Annotated in this window: 15 protein-coding genes, 1 pseudogene and 1 riboswitch; of the genes and pseudogenes, 10 read left to right on the top strand and 6 right to left on the bottom strand. The window is 72.8% G+C overall.

What is annotated here, in order from left to right:
- The 3 genes and pseudogenes from BGM09_RS38370 to BGM09_RS35755 form a co-directional block, all read left to right on the top strand.
- Positions 1–750: pseudogene (locus BGM09_RS38370) on the top strand (hypothetical protein); the annotation flags it as partial.
- 83 nt (positions 751–833) lie between these two features.
- A complete protein-coding gene (locus BGM09_RS35760; RefSeq protein WP_188285919.1) occupies positions 834–1331 on the top strand; it encodes a hypothetical protein in 498 nt (165 codons plus the stop codon).
- Positions 1328–2383, top strand: a complete 1056-nt coding sequence (locus BGM09_RS35755; RefSeq protein WP_188285918.1) for a carbohydrate kinase family protein — start codon at positions 1328–1330, stop codon at positions 2381–2383. Before BGM09_RS35760 ends, BGM09_RS35755 begins: the two co-directional genes overlap by 4 nt.
- 25 nt (positions 2384–2408) lie before the next feature.
- Here BGM09_RS35755 and BGM09_RS35750 read toward each other — a convergent pair whose 3' ends face one another.
- The 5 genes from BGM09_RS35750 to BGM09_RS35730 all read right to left on the bottom strand — a co-directional run bounded on the left by BGM09_RS35750 (position 2409) and on the right by BGM09_RS35730 (position 6441).
- Positions 2409–3218 (bottom strand): DUF6227 family protein, encoded by an 810-nt coding sequence (locus tag BGM09_RS35750; protein WP_188285917.1) that lies wholly within the window; start codon positions 3216–3218, stop codon positions 2409–2411.
- A gap of 135 nt (positions 3219–3353) precedes the next feature.
- Complete coding sequence (locus tag BGM09_RS35745) at positions 3354–4073, bottom strand: ThuA domain-containing protein (RefSeq protein ID WP_188285916.1); 720 nt, start codon at positions 4071–4073, stop codon at positions 3354–3356.
- A 37-nt stretch (positions 4074–4110) separates the two neighbouring features.
- Positions 4111–4317: a hypothetical protein gene (locus BGM09_RS35740; protein WP_188285921.1), complete on the bottom strand. Its 207-nt coding sequence runs from the start codon at positions 4315–4317 to the stop codon at positions 4111–4113.
- Positions 4310–5440, bottom strand: a complete 1131-nt coding sequence (locus BGM09_RS35735) for an AraC family transcriptional regulator ligand-binding domain-containing protein (protein ID WP_188285915.1) — start codon at positions 5438–5440, stop codon at positions 4310–4312. The genes BGM09_RS35740 and BGM09_RS35735 overlap by 8 nt, the downstream gene beginning before the upstream one ends.
- Before the next feature lie 365 nt (positions 5441–5805).
- The gene (locus BGM09_RS35730) at positions 5806–6441 is read right to left on the bottom strand and encodes a TetR family transcriptional regulator (RefSeq protein ID WP_188285914.1); all 636 of its coding nucleotides are present in this window, start codon (positions 6439–6441) and stop codon (positions 5806–5808) included.
- 114 nt (positions 6442–6555) lie between these two features.
- Here BGM09_RS35730 and BGM09_RS35725 point away from each other — a divergent pair, with 114 nt between their 5' ends.
- Positions 6556–6708, top strand: a complete 153-nt coding sequence (locus BGM09_RS35725; RefSeq protein ID WP_188285913.1) for a hypothetical protein — start codon at positions 6556–6558, stop codon at positions 6706–6708.
- Between the two features lie 95 nt (positions 6709–6803).
- Entirely contained in the window at positions 6804–7085 is a 282-nt protein-coding gene (locus tag BGM09_RS35720) for a DUF4190 domain-containing protein (protein WP_411158413.1), read from the top strand.
- Between the two features lie 93 nt (positions 7086–7178).
- On the opposite strand, the gene BGM09_RS35715 is transcribed toward BGM09_RS35720, so the two are convergent.
- Entirely contained in the window at positions 7179–8630 is a 1452-nt protein-coding gene (locus BGM09_RS35715) for a glycine hydroxymethyltransferase (protein ID WP_188285912.1), read from the bottom strand.
- Positions 8631–8650: 20 nt separating this feature from the next.
- Positions 8651–8745, bottom strand: a riboswitch (ZMP/ZTP riboswitch).
- A gap of 224 nt (positions 8746–8969) precedes the next feature.
- Between BGM09_RS35715 and BGM09_RS35710 the strand changes: the two genes are divergently transcribed.
- The 5 genes from BGM09_RS35710 to BGM09_RS35690 all read left to right on the top strand — a co-directional run.
- Complete coding sequence (locus tag BGM09_RS35710) at positions 8970–9926, top strand: enoyl-CoA hydratase/isomerase family protein (protein ID WP_317453024.1); 957 nt, start codon at positions 8970–8972, stop codon at positions 9924–9926.
- 117 nt (positions 9927–10043) lie between these two features.
- Positions 10044–10784 carry a class I SAM-dependent methyltransferase gene (locus BGM09_RS35705; RefSeq protein WP_188285910.1) on the top strand — a complete coding sequence of 247 codons (741 nt, stop codon included), beginning with the start codon at positions 10044–10046 and terminating at the stop codon, positions 10782–10784.
- Positions 10785–11015: 231 nt separating this feature from the next.
- Positions 11016–12032, top strand: coding sequence for a LacI family DNA-binding transcriptional regulator (locus BGM09_RS35700; RefSeq protein ID WP_188285909.1), 1017 nt, complete (start codon positions 11016–11018; stop codon positions 12030–12032).
- Between the two features lie 359 nt (positions 12033–12391).
- On the top strand, positions 12392–14299 hold the full coding sequence (locus BGM09_RS35695) for a ricin-type beta-trefoil lectin domain protein (RefSeq protein WP_188285908.1): 1908 nt from the start codon (positions 12392–12394) through the stop codon (positions 14297–14299).
- 126 nt (positions 14300–14425) lie between these two features.
- Positions 14426–14786 (top strand): hypothetical protein (locus tag BGM09_RS35690; protein ID WP_411158412.1); only part of this gene is annotated, 361 nt, incomplete at its 3' end.

Raw genomic sequence — 14786 nt, 5'->3', positions numbered from 1 at the left:
GGTATCGGCGAGGCGACGGCCCGCAGATTCGCCGCGGAAGGCGCCGCCGTACTCCTCGCGGACCTCAACGGTGAAGCGGCCGAGCGCACCGCCGCCTCGATCCGCGAGGACGGCGGGCGGGCGGGGGGGGGGGGGGGGGGCGGCGCCGGCGGGACCGCCGACGGACCGGGCGCCGCCGTACCGCGGACGTCCTCCCCGTCCGCGCCGGGCAGCGACACGCCCCGCGGCGCCTCGCCGTCCCCGACCGGCGACGACGGCGGCCACCGGCACGGCGACCCGCGCGCCCCGCACCGCCCAGGCCCGTACAAGCCGTCTGACAAGAACCACCAAGCCGTGCTCAAGGCGCTGTGCCGCGGCTATACGCAGGCCACCCGGCACGGCGGGCACGCCGATCCGTGGCTGGTCGCCCGGCTCCAGGGGGAGGCGGGCCGCAAGGAGCGGATCGCCGACTACTGCCGCCGGTTGCTCGCCCACGGCCAGTCCGGCCCGGTCGCCCCGGCCGCCCCCGTCAACCCCGACGGCTACACCTGGCCCACCTGGGGCGTGCCGACCGGGCCGAGCACGTCCGCGCCGCCGTCCCCGGGCGCCACGGCCACCGGCCAGGACTCCGATTCGGGTTCGGGTTCGGGTTCGGGATCAGGCTCCGGCTCCGAGCAGGGCTCGGGCGCGGGTCGAATTCCGGCTCGGACGCCCCCTCCGGACAGGGAAAGGGTGACGAGAACGCGACACACGACCACGGGACGACTGTGAGGTGACCTCCGGAGCGACGATCCGGCACAGTGGATGCCATGTTCACCGGGGTTCCCTCGCCGCACGATCCTCACGTGCGTCACATGCGCCAGCTGTTCCTCGTGGTCGTCACCGGAAGCTTCATCTTCCTCATCCCCTGGATCGGCTACCTGCTGGCGAGCCTCCCGAGCCACCGGGTGGTGAGCCAGTGGCGCTTCGCGTGGGTCGGTTTCGACTGCGCGCTGATCCTCGCGATCGGCGTCACCGCGCTGTGCGCCTGGCGGCGGCTCCAGATCTTCATCCCGTGGGCGATCGTCACCGGCACCCTGCTGATCTGCGACGCCTGGTTCGACGTCGTCCTCGACTGGAACAGCGACGACAGGGTCGGCTCGCTGCTCACCGCCGCCCTCGCCGAACTGCCCATGGCCGCATTGCTGTTGTACGTCGCCCGCAAGATGATCAGACTGACGATCCTCATCGCCTGGCAGCGGGCGGGCCGCACCGACCCGGTGCCGCCGCTGTCCCGGCTGTCGCTGCTGATACTGACCGCGCACCAGGACCACGCCGCGCGCCGCGGTGACCACGAGGGAGACCGCCGATGACCACCGCACCGCAGGGCCGCGACGCGACGGACGCCGAGGTACGGGGTGCGGACGCCCCCGGTTCCGAAAGCCCCGGTTCCGAAAGCCCCGGTTCCGAAAGCCCCGGTTCTGAGAGCCCCGACTACGACGTCCTCGTGGTCGGCGGCACCGGTGTGGACACCATCGTGCGGGTCGACGACTTCGCCGTCCCCGACAGCGACTCGGTCGGTGTCCCGCCGATCCGCGACTATGTCGCGCACACCGGCAACGGCGTTGCCCTCGGCTTCCACGCGCTCGGCTTGACCACCAAGTTCATCGACTTCCTCGGCGACGACGCGCAGGGCCGGATGATCCTGGAGCGGTACGCGTCCGCCGGGCTCGACTTCAGCTATCTGCCCGCGCCCGCGGGCACCCCGCGCAGCGTCAACCTGGTCGACCGCGAAGGGCGGCGCTTCTCCTTCTACGACGGCCGCCACCCGGACGGCCTGCGGCTGCCGAGCGCCTTCTACCTGCCCCATCTGGCTCGCGCCCGCCATGTGCACATCTCCCGATCGCCCCTGGCCCAGGACGTGTTCGCCGACGCCGCCCGGCTGGGCCGCACCATCTCCACCGACCTGCACGCCTGGGACGGCGAGGACGCCTCCGCTCACCCGTGGGCGTACGGCGCGGATCTCGTCTTCCTCAGCGCCGCCTCGGCGGGCGAAGGGATCGGCGCGGTGATGCTGCGGATCGCCGAGCGGGGCAGGGCCTCGCTGGTCGTCGCCACCGACGGCGCCGCGGGCTGTCACGTCCTGGCCCGCGGCGACGACCGGCCGCGGCACTTCCCCGCCGTCGCCCCGGAACGCACCGTCGTGGACAGCAACGGAGCCGGTGACGCCTTCCTCACCGCCTTCCTGCACGCCCGGTTTGCCGGGCGCGACCTGGAGGAGTGCGTGCTCGCGGGTTCCGTCTCGGGTGCCTACGCCTGCGGCAGCCACGGCACCCACGAGGAGATCATCGACGCCGCCGACCTCGCCGTGGCCGTCGCCCGCGCGCGTGCCGCGGCCAACGGCGCGGTGGGCGCCGTCCTTTAGCCCGTGCCCGTACGGATCGACGTCCTCAGGTCGCTTCGATCCGCCGTACCGCCGTGTCCAGGGCCGCGTCCTGCGACGCGTAGACCTCGCACACCGGGTCGCCGCTCGGTGTGCGGGTGTGGTCGATCTCCCACAGGCTCAGCTCGGTGCCGTCCAGCAGCAGGAACGCGTGCTCGTACAGGGACCACGACACATGGCGGCCACGGATGAGGGCGCTGCGGCGGGTGACGATGCTGATGTCGTGCGCGATCGAGGCGCGCAGCCTGCCGCGGACCTCCTGGCCGGGCGCGTTGGCGTTGGTCGCGCGGCGCAGCAGCCGCCAGGCGTGCTCGGCGGAGTCGCCCTCGGTGTACGCGCGCCGGAAGGCGTCGGGGGTGTCGGCGAGCAGCCCGGTCGCGGTCGCGGGCAACGTGCCCTCGTACGCTGACGCGGGCGCGTCGGGGGCGAGGTCGCGCGGTGCAGGGGAGCCGCCGAAGACCGCGTCGACCTCCCACTCGGCGAGCGTCAGGTCCTCGCGCTCGGTGAAGGCGGCGCGGTGCACGGCGCCGTCGTCCGGCCCCGCGTTGTGTTCGAGCTCCCACACCACGCGGACGGCGCCGTCCGGCAGCAGGAAGCTGTGCCGGAAGGTGCGCCGGTTCAGCCTGCGCGGCGGGCCCTTGGTGTGACGGCACGACTGGAGGCCGCAATAGTGCATCAGCGCGGTGCGCACCTCCGCCGCCAGGACGGGTTCTACCCGTTCCCCGTTCTCCGCACGGCGGAGTAACTGGTCGAACTGCTCCGCCGGCCGGCCGCCCGACCGTACGGGCTCCGTTCCGTCCTTAGGCTCTGCGTCCATCCGGCCCTCCCGGCTCCGCCTCGCCAACCCCGCGGCGACTCAGGGTAGTAGCGCGGTAGCCGATTGCGCCCGCGAACGCGCAGATTTGCGGCGCATGGTTGGCCCCCGCGCGCCCGCCGGGCGCGTGATCCGCCGTCAGTTCCCGGTGCCGGACGGGCCTTTCGCGGCGCACCACAGCAGCGCGCCGCGCAGGTGGGCGCGGAAGTCCGGGTCCGCGTAGGCCGTCGCGCTGTGGCCCAGCGCCGTGTAGAACGACCGGCCCGCGCCCAGGCGCCGGCACCACACCAGCGGATGGTCGGCGCCCATCGTGCCGCCCGTGTAGCCCCGCTCGTCCACCGAGGCCAGCACGCGTACGCCCGCGCCCGCCCCGGTGGCCCGGCCGGTATCGCGTGGATCGCGTGGATCGGCGCGGAAGTTGTACCACTCGTCGGTCCACGTCCAGCGCTCCGGCAGGTGCGCGGTCGCCGGGTGCGTACGGTCCTCGACGGTCACCTCGGCCCGCTGGATCTCCGGGTGCCCGTCGAAGCGGGCGCCGACCAGCTCTTCGTAGTACGGCCAGTGCTCCTCCGCGCAGGCGGCGGCGTGGACGCCGAGGAAACCGCCGCCGTCCGTGACGTAGGCCCGCAGGTGACGACGGGTCAGGTCGTCGAGCACGTCACCGGTGGGGGAGAGGAAGACGACGGCCGCGCAGCCGTCGAGCACGGCGGCTCCCAACTCCTCGCTGTCCTCGGTGTGGTGGACGCGCAGTCCGTGGTCAGCCGCGATCTCGGTGAGGGCGGCGGCCCCGGCCGGTATGGAGTCGTGCCGGTACCCGGCGGTGGCGCTGAAGACGAGGACGCGATCGGATGTGGGCATGCGGGCGGCTCTCTGCGGGCTGGGGCGTGCTGTGGGGTCAGTCGGAGCGGGAGTCGTGGTCCGTGCGGTCGGGGTGCTCGCGGGCATGGCCCGGCTCGACACCGTCACCCGTCGGGAACGGCGTACCGCAGCGGGCGCAGGCGCGGGCCGTCATGTCCTCGCGGAAGGCGCCGCATTCGTCGCAGACGCGGTTCAGCCAGCAGACGGGGTCGCCGCCCTCGGTGTGCTCACCGGACTCACGCACGTCGTCCCCACTCCCTGTCGCGTTCCGTTTCCCTGTCCTGTTCCGCGCGTTCGGCCTGTTCCGCTCGGTCCGCGTGTCGCCCGGTCTCGCGCTCGCGTGCGTCCCAGCGGTTCATCGCGCGGCGCAGCGACCGGGATTCGGCGAAGCCGAGGCGGGCCGCGCGCTGGGCGGAGCCGCCGCTCGCGTGCCGGGGATCGGCGGACCGTTCCCGGCGTACGGCGTCGAGTTCGGCGCGCCAGGTGGTGCCCGACTCGCCGAGACGGCGCTGGAGGGTGCGCGGGCTGACCGCGAGCCGCCGGGCCGCTTCGGCCAACGACGGCCGCCCGTCGCGCAGTTGGGCGACGATCGCCTCGCGCAGGCCGGGTACGGCGACGCCCTCGGCGTCCGCCCGGGGAATCCGTACGGTCCGCGCGGTACGCCTCATGATCGCGGCGAGCGCCGGGTCCGCGGTGACCAACGGGCGTTCCAGATCGGCGCGGTGCAGCGTGATCGCGTCCGCCTCGGCGTCGAAGTCCACCGGCGCGTCGCCGAACGCCTCGCCGTAGCCGCCGTGTCCGCGGCGCGGCTGCCGGTGGGCGAAGGAGACCCGCAGCGGGGTGAAGGCCGTCCCGGTGGCGTGCCGCAGTTGCGAGGTGACCACCGACAGGGCGAACTCCGCGACGACGCACCGCAGTTCGTCGTCACCGCGCCGCGCCGCGTATTCCACGGTCACCTCGTCGCCCGACTCCGTGCTGGTCAGCACCGAATTGCTGCTCACCAGATCGATGTGCGAGGCGGCCCTGGCCAGGCCCTCGCCGACGGTGGGCGCGGTGCTCAGCAGGTAGTCGAAGAGGTCGAGCAGTCCCGGCCGGTAGCCCGCGGCGGCCAGCAGTCCGGCGTCCGGCCGCTCCGTGCGGGCCAGCACCGCGCCCCAGAGCCGGTAGGTGTTCGCGGACGGCGTCCGCGCGGTCTCCGGCCCGTGCAGGACGTTCGGCAGTCCTGCCGCCCGTACGAGCTGCCGCGCCTGCGTGAGGCTCGGGGTGGCCGCGGTGGCGATGAAGCGCGGCACGACGACGCACTCCGTCAGCCGGTCGGGGGCGGCGGGCCCTGCCGGGCCGACGGGCGGTGTCGCGGTGGGGGGCATGACCGGCTCCTCGGGCAGTCGGCTCGTCGGGTCGGGGCGTGCGGCGGCGGTCGGGGCGGCTCGTCGGGTCGGGTGGCGTGCGCGGTGCGGTGGTTCATGCGGCGGGATTCCGGCAGCTTACGCGGCATGTGGCGTGTTGGGTCCGGTGCCTGGCGCGTTATGCCCTCCCTTGGCACCTCCTGTCCGGGACATGATCGGGGGCACCGGTGCCCCTGGGCATCGCGGGTGTCCCGTGTCGGGGGAGGCGCGGGGACAACGGGGGACGGCCGGTGCGGATGGATTTCCATTCGCACCGGCGGCACCCCTTCCTCGTTTCTCGCGATCCGGCCCGGCGCGGCTCGTCCTGCGCTCCCGGACCGGATTCGCTACGACTCCGGGTCGAGCCAGTGGGCGCGGCCGATGCTGATGACGCGCATGCGCATCCGGGCGGAGTGGACGATGCGGTCACGCGCCGCCGGGTCGTCCGCCGGGGCCTCAAGGAAGGCCGCGGCCGTCATCACCATGTGGTCGACGTACAACTCGGCGAGTACGCGGAGGTCGTCGGCCGGCCAGCCCGCGGAGACGGGCTGTGCGGCGAGTCCCGCGGTCACCTCGTCGGCGAAACCGCTCAGCTCCGCGGCGATGGCCTCGCGGACCCGCGCCACGCCGCCGTGCCGTTCACGGGCGATGAAGCGGACATGTGCGCGGTGCTCCGCCACATACGCGGCGGTGAGCGCCACCGTGCGGTCGATGAGTTCCGCGGAATCGGCGCCCTCGGCCAGCACCGCCCGGATCACGGTGTGCAGGCTGCCCAGCGACTCGGCGACCAGGGCGACGCCGAGGTCGGCCATGTCGGGGAAGTGCCGGTAGAAGGCGGCGGGGGAGACGCCGATCTCCCGGGTCAGCTCGCGAAGGCCGAGACTGCTGAGGTTCTGGTGCTCCAGCAGCCGCAGGCCCGCGTCCAGCAGCGACTGCCGGGTCTGCTGCTTCCGTGCCTGGCGGACCCCCGGGGTGTGACTCATGTCATTCAGTAAACAACCGTTCTCCGATTTTGGCCAGCACGGTCCGGGGCTACACTGATGAAGTCAGTGAACAAGTGTTATCTGAAACGTCAACTCCCCGGAGATGGAGCAGACATGAGCCTCGTCGTCCTCCTGCTCGGCATGGGCGTCCTGATGGGCGCCGCCGCCCACACCACGCTGCCGGTCTTCCTCGTCGCCGCGGGTGCCATCGCCGTCTGGCTGTGCGGCTTCGCGGTCCGCGAGGGCATCGCCCGGCACCGCGGCTGAACCCGCGCCGACGCGCACCCCGCACCCCGCGTGCGGCAGGGGCCCGTACCGGCCCGACACCCCGGCCCACCACGACAGTTCCCGGAAGGAACACCGTGAACACCGCAGCCCACCCGGTCGCGACCGGCACACCGGCCGCGAACACCCGTGACGCCGACGGCATGGCCGTCGCGTCCTTCCTGCTCGGCCTCCCCGGCCTGCTCGTCCTCAACCTCGTGCTCGGCCCGGTCGCTATCGTGCTGGCCCTGGTCGCGATCAGCCGCGGCACCCAGCGCCGCGGGCGCGCGCTGCTCGGCTTCGCCCTCGGCGTCGCCGACCTGCTGGTCGTGCTGTCCCTGACGATCGCCCACCACGGCGTGATCTGGCAGTTCGGCTAGGGCGTGTCCGGCGGATCGCGAACGGCCCCTTCGGCACCTGGCACGCTCCCCCGAACGGAGTCCGGGGGAGCGCCAGGCACCGCCGGACAGGTCCTAGCTCAGGTCGATGCCCGGGTAGAGGGGGAAGCCCGCGAGCAGGTCCGCGGCGCGCTTGGCGACCTGCTCGGCCACCGCCGCGTCCAGCACGTGCTTCGCCTTCGACAGGCCGCCGCTCTTCGCGGGCGCCGCCGCCGTACCGGACAGCACCGTGTCGATCAGGCCCGCGATCTCGTCCATCTCGACCGCGCCGAGCCCGCGCGTGGTGAGCGCCGGGGTGCCGATCCGGATGCCGGAGGTGTACCAGGCGCCGTTCGGGTCCTGCGGCACCGAATTGCGGTTGGTGACGATGCCCGCGTCCAGCAGCGCGGCCTCGGCCTGGCGGCCGGTCAGCCCGTAGCCGGAGACGTCGATCAGCACGAGGTGGTTGTCGGTGCCGCCCGTCACCAGCTTCGCGCCGCGGGTCAGCAGCCCCTCGGCGAGGGAGCGCGCGTTGTCGACGACGGCCTGCGCGTAGCCGGCGAACTCCGGCCGCGCCGCCTCCGCGAGCGCCACGGCCTTCGCCGCCATGACGTGCGGCAGCGGGCCGCCCAGCACCATCGGGCAGCCGCGGTCGACGTGCTCGGCCAGCGAGTCGTCGCACAGCACCATGCCGCCGCGCGGGCCGCGCAGCGACTTGTGCGTGGTCGTCGTGACGATGCTCGCGTGCGGTACCGGGTCGAAGTCCCCGGTCAGCACCTTGCCCGCGACCAGACCGGCGAAGTGCGCCATGTCCACCATGAGCGTCGCGCCGACCTCGTCCGCGATCTCCCGCATGAGACGGAAGTTCACCAGCCGGGGGTACGCCGAGTAGCCCGCCACGATGATCATCGGACGGAATTCGCGGGCGGCGGCCCGTACCGCGTCGTAGTCCAGCAGACCGGTCGCCGGGTCGGTGCCGTAACTGCGCTGGTCGAACATCTTGCCCGAGATGTTCGGGCGGAAGCCGTGGGTCAGATGGCCGCCCGCGTCCAGCGACATGCCGAGCATCCGCTGGTTGCCGAATTCGCGGCGCAGGTCCGCCCAGTCCCGCTCCGACAGGTCGTTGACCTGCCTGACGCCCGCCTTGGCCAGCGCCGGGCTCTCCACCCGCTGCGACAGCACCGCCCAGAAGGCCACCAGATTCGCGTCGATGCCCGAGTGCGGCTGTACGTAGGCGTGGTCCGCGCCGAACACGGTCCGCGCGTGCTCGGCGGCCAGCGACTCGACGGTGTCCACATTGCGGCAGCCCGCGTAGAAGCGGCGGCCGACGGTCCCCTCTGCGTACTTGTCGCTGAACCAGTTGCCCATCGCCAGCAGCACGGCGGGTGACGCGTAGTTCTCGCTGGCGATCAGCTTCAGCATCTCGCGCTGGTCCGCCAGTTCGTTGGCGATGGCGTCCGCGACGCGCGGTTCGACCCCGCGGATCACGTCCAGGGCGCTGCGGAAGGCGGTCGACGCGGTGCTGGCAGACGGCTCGGAAGCGGCCATGGGAGTCCTCCTGATCGGAACGGGACGGCCCAGGCGCACGGCACTTCATCGCTTCCAGCGCGGGCCGCTTCCCGATGGTTGAACCCATCCCAGCGCGCCAGTCACGGCCCGTCGCCGAGCGTACCAAGTCCCTCGGGGGCGCGTACCGCGCGTCGGCCTGTTGAGACGGGTCCGCCCGGCCCTGCCCGCCCGCCTGCCGCCTGCCCGTCCACCGGTGGTGCGGCCGCTCGCGGGAGGCGTCGAGAGGCGTCTGTTTGGATGGGGGCGAGGCTCCGGTGGCGGGGCCCGGAAGCCGTGGGGAGCAGCATGGATGCCGTCGGATCGCCTGTGAGGACCCGTGTGAGCGAAGGGGGCACGGGGGTGATCGAGCTGGACCGTCCGGGGGCGCTGAACGCGCTGGATCTGACGATGGTCCGGCTGATGACGCGGGCGCTGGAGGGGTGGCGCGACGATTCGGCCGTACGGTCGGTCGTGGTGCGCAGCACGTCGCCCAAGGCGTTCTGCTCGGGCGGTGACATCAGGGCGGTACGGGCGGCGGCGCTCGCCGGGGACGAGACGGCGGTGAGGACGTACTTCACGGCCGAGTACGGGCTCGACGCGATGATCGCGCGGTACCCGAAGCCGTACACGGCGCTGATCGACGGTTACGCGATGGGCGGCGGCCTCGGCATCTCGGTGCACGGGTCGGCGCGGGTCGTGACCGAGCGGGCGGCGCTCGCGATGCCGGAGACGGGGATCGGCTTCTTCCCCGACATCGGCGCCAGCTACTTCCTGCCCCGGCTGCCGGGCGCGGTCGGCTGGTATCTCGGGCTGACCGGTGTGCGCGTGTCGGGCGCCGCGGCCGTGGCGTGCGGTCTCGCCACGCATTACGTGCCCGCCGCCGAACTGCCCGCGCTGGAGGCGGCGCTGACCGGCGACGACGGCACCGACCCGGCGGGGGCGCCGCCGGCGCGGTACGCCGGCGCGCCGCCGTCGGAGCTGACGGACCACCTCGCCGCGATCGAGCGCTGTTTCGCGGCCCCCGACCTCGGCGAGGTGTGGGCGCGGCTGGTGGCGGAGGACGAGGACCGCGCGTGGGCGGACGACACGCTGGAGGCGCTGCGCCGCGCGTCGCCCGCGAGCCTGGCGATCACCTTCGACCTGCTGGGGCGCGGCGCCCGCGCGGAACTCGAGGAGTGCCTGGCGGACGAACTGGCGCTGGCGTGCGGGACGGCGTTCACCCCCGACTTCGCGGAGGGCGTGCGCGCCGCACTGGTCGACAAGGACCGCAAGCCGACCTGGTCAGCGACCCTGTGACTCACTATGTGAGATGCGGGTGTCATGATGTGGACGACGGGCGTAGCGTGACCGCTGAACTCGCCGTGCCGCGGCGGGAGCTGACGGCCCGAGGGCCGGGGAACGGAGTGCCGCACCATGCCGAGGGAATGGGACGCCAAGACGTACGACTCGCTGCCCCTGCCGCACCTCGGCTGGGGACGGCGCACGCTCGGGCGGCTGCCGCTCGCCGGTGACGAGCGAGTCCTCGACGCGGGCTGCGGCACCGGCCGCGACACGGCGGGTCTGCTCGATCTCCTGCCGCGCGGCCGGGTGGTGGCCCTGGACGGCTCCGTCCGCATGCTGGAACAGCTCCGCGAACGCCTCGCCGGACGGCTGGACCGCGTCGAGGTCGTCCACGCCGACCTGACGCGGCCGCTGCCGTTCGACGGCGAGGTGGACGCGGTCTTCAGCGTCGCCGCCTTCCACTGGATCGCCGACCACGCCGCGCTCTTCACCTCGCTCGCCGGTCGGCTGCGCCCCGGCGGCCGACTGGTCAGCGAATGCGGCGGCCGGGGCAACATCGCGGCCGTCAACGCGGCCGTGGCCGACGTCCTGGGCGGCGCGCCCGACGTGTGGGACTTCGCCGGGGTCGAGGACACCCGGCGGCAGCTCACCGACGCCGGGTTCACCGGCATCGAGGTCGGCCTCCGGCCGGACCCGGCCCGCTTCGAGTCCGGCGACCAACTGGAGTCCTACCTCGCCACCGTCGTCCTCGGCGCCCACCTCGACGGCATGGCCGGCGACGACCGCGAGCCCTTCGTCAAGGCCGTCGCCGCCCGGCTCGCCGAGCCGGTCGTGGACTACGTACGCCTGGAGATCGCGGCGACAAGGGCCTGAGGGGCGGAGCCCGGCCGGGAGGGGCCGCATGCGAAGGGCCGGTTCTGAAACGCCGCACCGGCCCGCGGGGCACCCCAGATCGCTGAACCGGTTGAGCTGTGCGGCGTCATTGGGCGCCAAGTGAGTCCGCCACACAGCATGCGGCGACGTTTCAGCGTTGTTAAGGTGTGTGCCGATCGCATCCGAGCACGGCCCGCGCGGGCCCTGGCACCTTGAGGCCGAGTGAGCCCTGTGAAGCGTCCCACCATCGCCGACATCGCCGACGCCGCGGGCGTGTCCAAGGGCGCGGTCTCGTACGCGCTGAACGGCAAGGCCGGGGTGTCGGCGCAGACCAGGGCCCGGATTCTGGAGATCGCCGCGCGGATGGGCTGGCATCCCAGCAGCGCCGCCCGCGCGCTGTCCAACAGCCGCAGCGGCGCGATCGGACTTGTCGTGGACCGGCCCGCGTGGGTGCTGGGCATCGAGCCGTTCTTCATGCAGCTCATCTCCGGCGTCGAGGCCGGTCTCGCCGCGACCCGCACGGCGCTGCTGCTCCAGGTCACCGAGGACGCGGGCGCCGAGGAGGCCGCGTACCGCCGCTGGTGGGGGGAGCGCCGGGTGGACGGCGTGCTCCTGGTCGACCTGCGTGACGACGACCACCGGCTGGGCCTGCTCAGGGAGTTGGAGCTGCCGGGCGTGGTGGTCGGGCACGCGGCGGGCGTCCCCGGCGTCCCGTCGGTGTGGCTCAACGACGCGGAGGCCGTACGGGAGACGCTGGCGTATCTGGCCGCGATGGGGCACCGAAGGATCGCCCGCGTCGCGGGGCCCGCGCATTTCGTGCACACTCGCGAGCGCGGCGAGGCGTTCGACGCGGCGGCGGCCGAACTGGGCCTGACCGGCGTGAGCTGTGTCTACACCGACTACTCCGGCGAGGACGGCGCCCGCGCCACCCGCCGCCTGCTGTCCGGCGCCGACCGGCCGACCGCGATCGTGTACGACAACGACGTGATGGCGGTCGCCGCGCTGAGCGTGACGCAGGAGATGGGCATCCTGGTCCCGGCCGAACTGTCCCTGGTGGCCTGGGACGACAGCGAGCTGTGCCGTCTGGTGCACCCCGCGCTCACCGCCGTCAGCCGGCGCGTGCCCGCGTACGGCGAGCGGGCCGCCGCCGCGCTGCTCGCCCTGGTCGACGGCCAGGAAGTGGCCGACATCCTCCTGGAGGCGCCGGTCCTGGTGCCGCGCGGAAGCACGGCGCCCGCTCGGCGCTGAGCCTGCCCGCCGAGGCTGCCCGCTGAGGCTGAGCCCGCCCCCGTAAAGCGGCTCGACCCGGCGCCGCGTCCGACACGGGTACGTCCCCGGGCCCCGCTCCCGCCCGCCGCCGCGCTCCTTCCCGCGGTCTGGACCAATGCCGCAGGTCACACCCGCCGCTCGCGCGCATTCACCGCTGTTTCATTCCGTTACAGCGATTCAGTCCGTGTTCAATCCCTTGACGCCTATGGGGCGCGCGAGTTAAATCACGTCGCGATATAAGTCGTGAAACAAGTGATGAAACAAGTGGGCGCCCCACGACTGCCCATTTCGTCATGTCAGGGCCATGCCATCTCAGCCGTAGAAAGGCAACCGGACCCATGAGCGCAGCAACCCGCCCCCACGCGGGCAGACGCCGCTTGCGGCGCACACTCGTCGGGATGCTCGCCGCCGCCGCGGCGGCCGTCACCCCCATGCTGGCCGTTCCGGCCACCGCGCACGCCGCGGGCGAGAGCGTGCAGGTCTATCTGACCACCACCTCCGACTCCGGCGGACGCAACGTCGTCAAGGGCCTCGAACAGCAGACGCCGCTCACCTTCGCGACCGGCACCGGCGGCTCGGGACAGAACGTCACCGTCGACGAGAACACCACCTACCAGCAGTTCAGCGGCGGCGGCGCCTCGTTCACCGACACCGCGGCCTGGCTGATGAACTCCAGCGGCGCGCTGTCCGCCTCGACCCGCAACACCGTGATGCAGAAGCTGTTCGACCCGGTCAACGGGATCGGCCTCGGTTTCCTGCGCAACCCGATGGGCGCCTCCGACCTGGCCCGCGGCAACTACACGTACGACGACATGCCCGCGGGGCAGACCGACCCGACGCTCGCGCACTTCAGCATCGCCCACGATCTGGCCGACGTCGTGCCGCTCACCAAGCAGGCGCGTCAGCTCAACCCCAACGTCAAGGTGATGGGCACCCCCTGGACCCCGCCGCCGTGGATGAAGGACAACGGCGCCTACAGCCAGGGCTGGTTGCAGTCGCAGTACTACGCCGCGTACGCGCAGTACTTCGTCAAGTACCTCCAGGCGTATCAGGCGCAGGGGGTGCCGATCGACTACGTCACCGTGCAGAACGAGCCCACCTGTTGCGGCGGTTACCCGTCGGCGCAGTGGAACGGCGCCGGGCTGGCGTACTTCACCAAGACCAATCTGCTGCCCGCGCTGCACGCGGCCGGACTGTCCACCAAAGTCCTCGCGCTGGACTGGAACTGGGACACGTACGACAGCTACGCCGCCCCCACCGTCACCGACGCGGCCATCCGCAACGACCCCAACTTCGGCGGTCTGGCCTGGCACGGATACGGCGGCGACGTCAGCGAGCAGACCACCGTCCACAACCAGTACCCGAACCTGCCCGCCTTCGACACCGAGCACTCCGGTGGCACCTGGATCGCCAACCAGCAGAAGGAGGACATGCACAATCTGATCGACTACACCCGCAACTGGGGCCAGAGCTGGGTCAAATGGAGCCTGGCGGTCGACCAGAACATGGGTCCGCACAACGGCGGCTGCGGCACCTGCACCGGCCTGATCACCGTGCACAACGGCGACAGCCGCAGCGGGCAGGTCGACTACACGATCGAGTACTACACGATGGGCCACCTCACGAAATTCGTGAAGCCCGGCGCGTACCGGATCGCCTCCACCGCCAACACCAGCGTGCCGAACGTCGCCTGGCGCAACCCCGACGGGTCCAAGGCGCTCATCGCCTACAACGACACGTCGTCCGCGCAGACGATCCGGGCCAACTGGGGCAACGAGAACTTCTCCTACCCGCTGCCCGCCGGCGCCTCGGCCACCTTCACCTGGAACGGCACCCAGGGCACGGGCGGCGGTGGCACCGGCCACACCGGCGCGATCACCGGCTACGGCGGCAAGTGCGCCGACGCCGCCAACGCCAGCAGCGCCAACGGCACCGCCGTGCAGCTCTACGACTGCAACGGCACCACCGCCCAGCAGTGGACCGCTTCCGGCACCACCTTCCAGGTCCTCGGCAAGTGCCTCGACCTGACCAGCGGCGGCACCGCCAACGGCACTCAGGCCCAGCTCTACGACTGCAACGGCTCCGGCGCCCAGCAATGGACGCACGGCGCCAACAACACCCTGGTCAACCCGCAGTCGGGCAGGTGCCTCGACGCCACGGGGCCCAGTTCGGCCAACGGCACCCGGCTCCAGATCTGGGACTGCACCGGGGCCGCCAACCAGCAGTGGACCACGCCCGCCGCGTGACCCCTGCCACCACGGGCGCCCCACGGTGACGCCCCGGTGATGTCCTGACCTCGACGTAGGCTGTCGGCAGCCACCATTCCCGCTGATCAACCGCCGATCAGCCGTCGCCGACGGAAGGCAGCCGCCGTGTTCGCTCTGCACGCCCAGTGGCGAGCGGACCGGCGGCTCGCCTTGTGGGCGGAACACCCACCGTCACGCACGGCGGGCGGTACGGTGCCGCCCGCCGCCGGTGACACACGGGCGACGGAGCCCGTCCCCCGTAGCCGTCCCAGGACGGCGACGGACCGGGCCGCGGCCGGGGAGACTCCGCCGGACCGGCTCGTCGGCGGTGACGTACGGACGGCTGCGCCTGTTCCGAGCGGCCGTCCGACGACGGCGACGGGCCGGGACGCGGCCGGGGAGACTCCGCCGGGCGCGCGCGCCAGGCACCCCTTCGCCGTGCCCGCCGCCGAGGTCGTACGGCTGCTCGCCACGGGCGGGCCGGGAC

Origin of the sequence: Streptomyces sp. CBMA29 (assembly GCF_014596445.1) — a bacterium.
Classification (GTDB): Bacteria; Actinomycetota; Actinomycetes; order Streptomycetales; family Streptomycetaceae; genus Actinacidiphila.
The sequence above is the reverse complement of the archived record's forward strand: the minus strand, read 5'-3'. Positions and strand labels throughout refer to the sequence as shown.

What these genes read in the sequence shown, in the direction of transcription:
- BGM09_RS35760 (WP_188285919.1), top strand. Translation starts at nt 834, where the DNA reads ATGCGCCAGCTGTTCCTCGTGGTCGTCACCGGAAGCTTCATCTTCCTC.
- BGM09_RS35755 (WP_188285918.1), top strand. Translation starts at nt 1,328, where the DNA reads ATGACCACCGCACCGCAGGGCCGCGACGCGACGGACGCCGAGGTACGG.
- BGM09_RS35750 (WP_188285917.1), bottom strand. Translation starts at nt 3,218, where the DNA reads ATGGACGCAGAGCCTAAGGACGGAACGGAGCCCGTACGGTCGGGCGGC.
- BGM09_RS35745 (WP_188285916.1), bottom strand. Translation starts at nt 4,073, where the DNA reads ATGCCCACATCCGATCGCGTCCTCGTCTTCAGCGCCACCGCCGGGTAC.
- BGM09_RS35735 (WP_188285915.1), bottom strand. Translation starts at nt 5,440, where the DNA reads ATGCCCCCCACCGCGACACCGCCCGTCGGCCCGGCAGGGCCCGCCGCC.
- BGM09_RS35730 (WP_188285914.1), bottom strand. Translation starts at nt 6,441, where the DNA reads ATGAGTCACACCCCGGGGGTCCGCCAGGCACGGAAGCAGCAGACCCGG.
- BGM09_RS35725 (WP_188285913.1), top strand. Translation starts at nt 6,556, where the DNA reads ATGAGCCTCGTCGTCCTCCTGCTCGGCATGGGCGTCCTGATGGGCGCC.
- BGM09_RS35715 (WP_188285912.1), bottom strand. Translation starts at nt 8,630, where the DNA reads ATGGCCGCTTCCGAGCCGTCTGCCAGCACCGCGTCGACCGCCTTCCGC.
- BGM09_RS35705 (WP_188285910.1), top strand. Translation starts at nt 10,044, where the DNA reads ATGCCGAGGGAATGGGACGCCAAGACGTACGACTCGCTGCCCCTGCCG.
- BGM09_RS35695 (WP_188285908.1), top strand. Translation starts at nt 12,392, where the DNA reads ATGAGCGCAGCAACCCGCCCCCACGCGGGCAGACGCCGCTTGCGGCGC.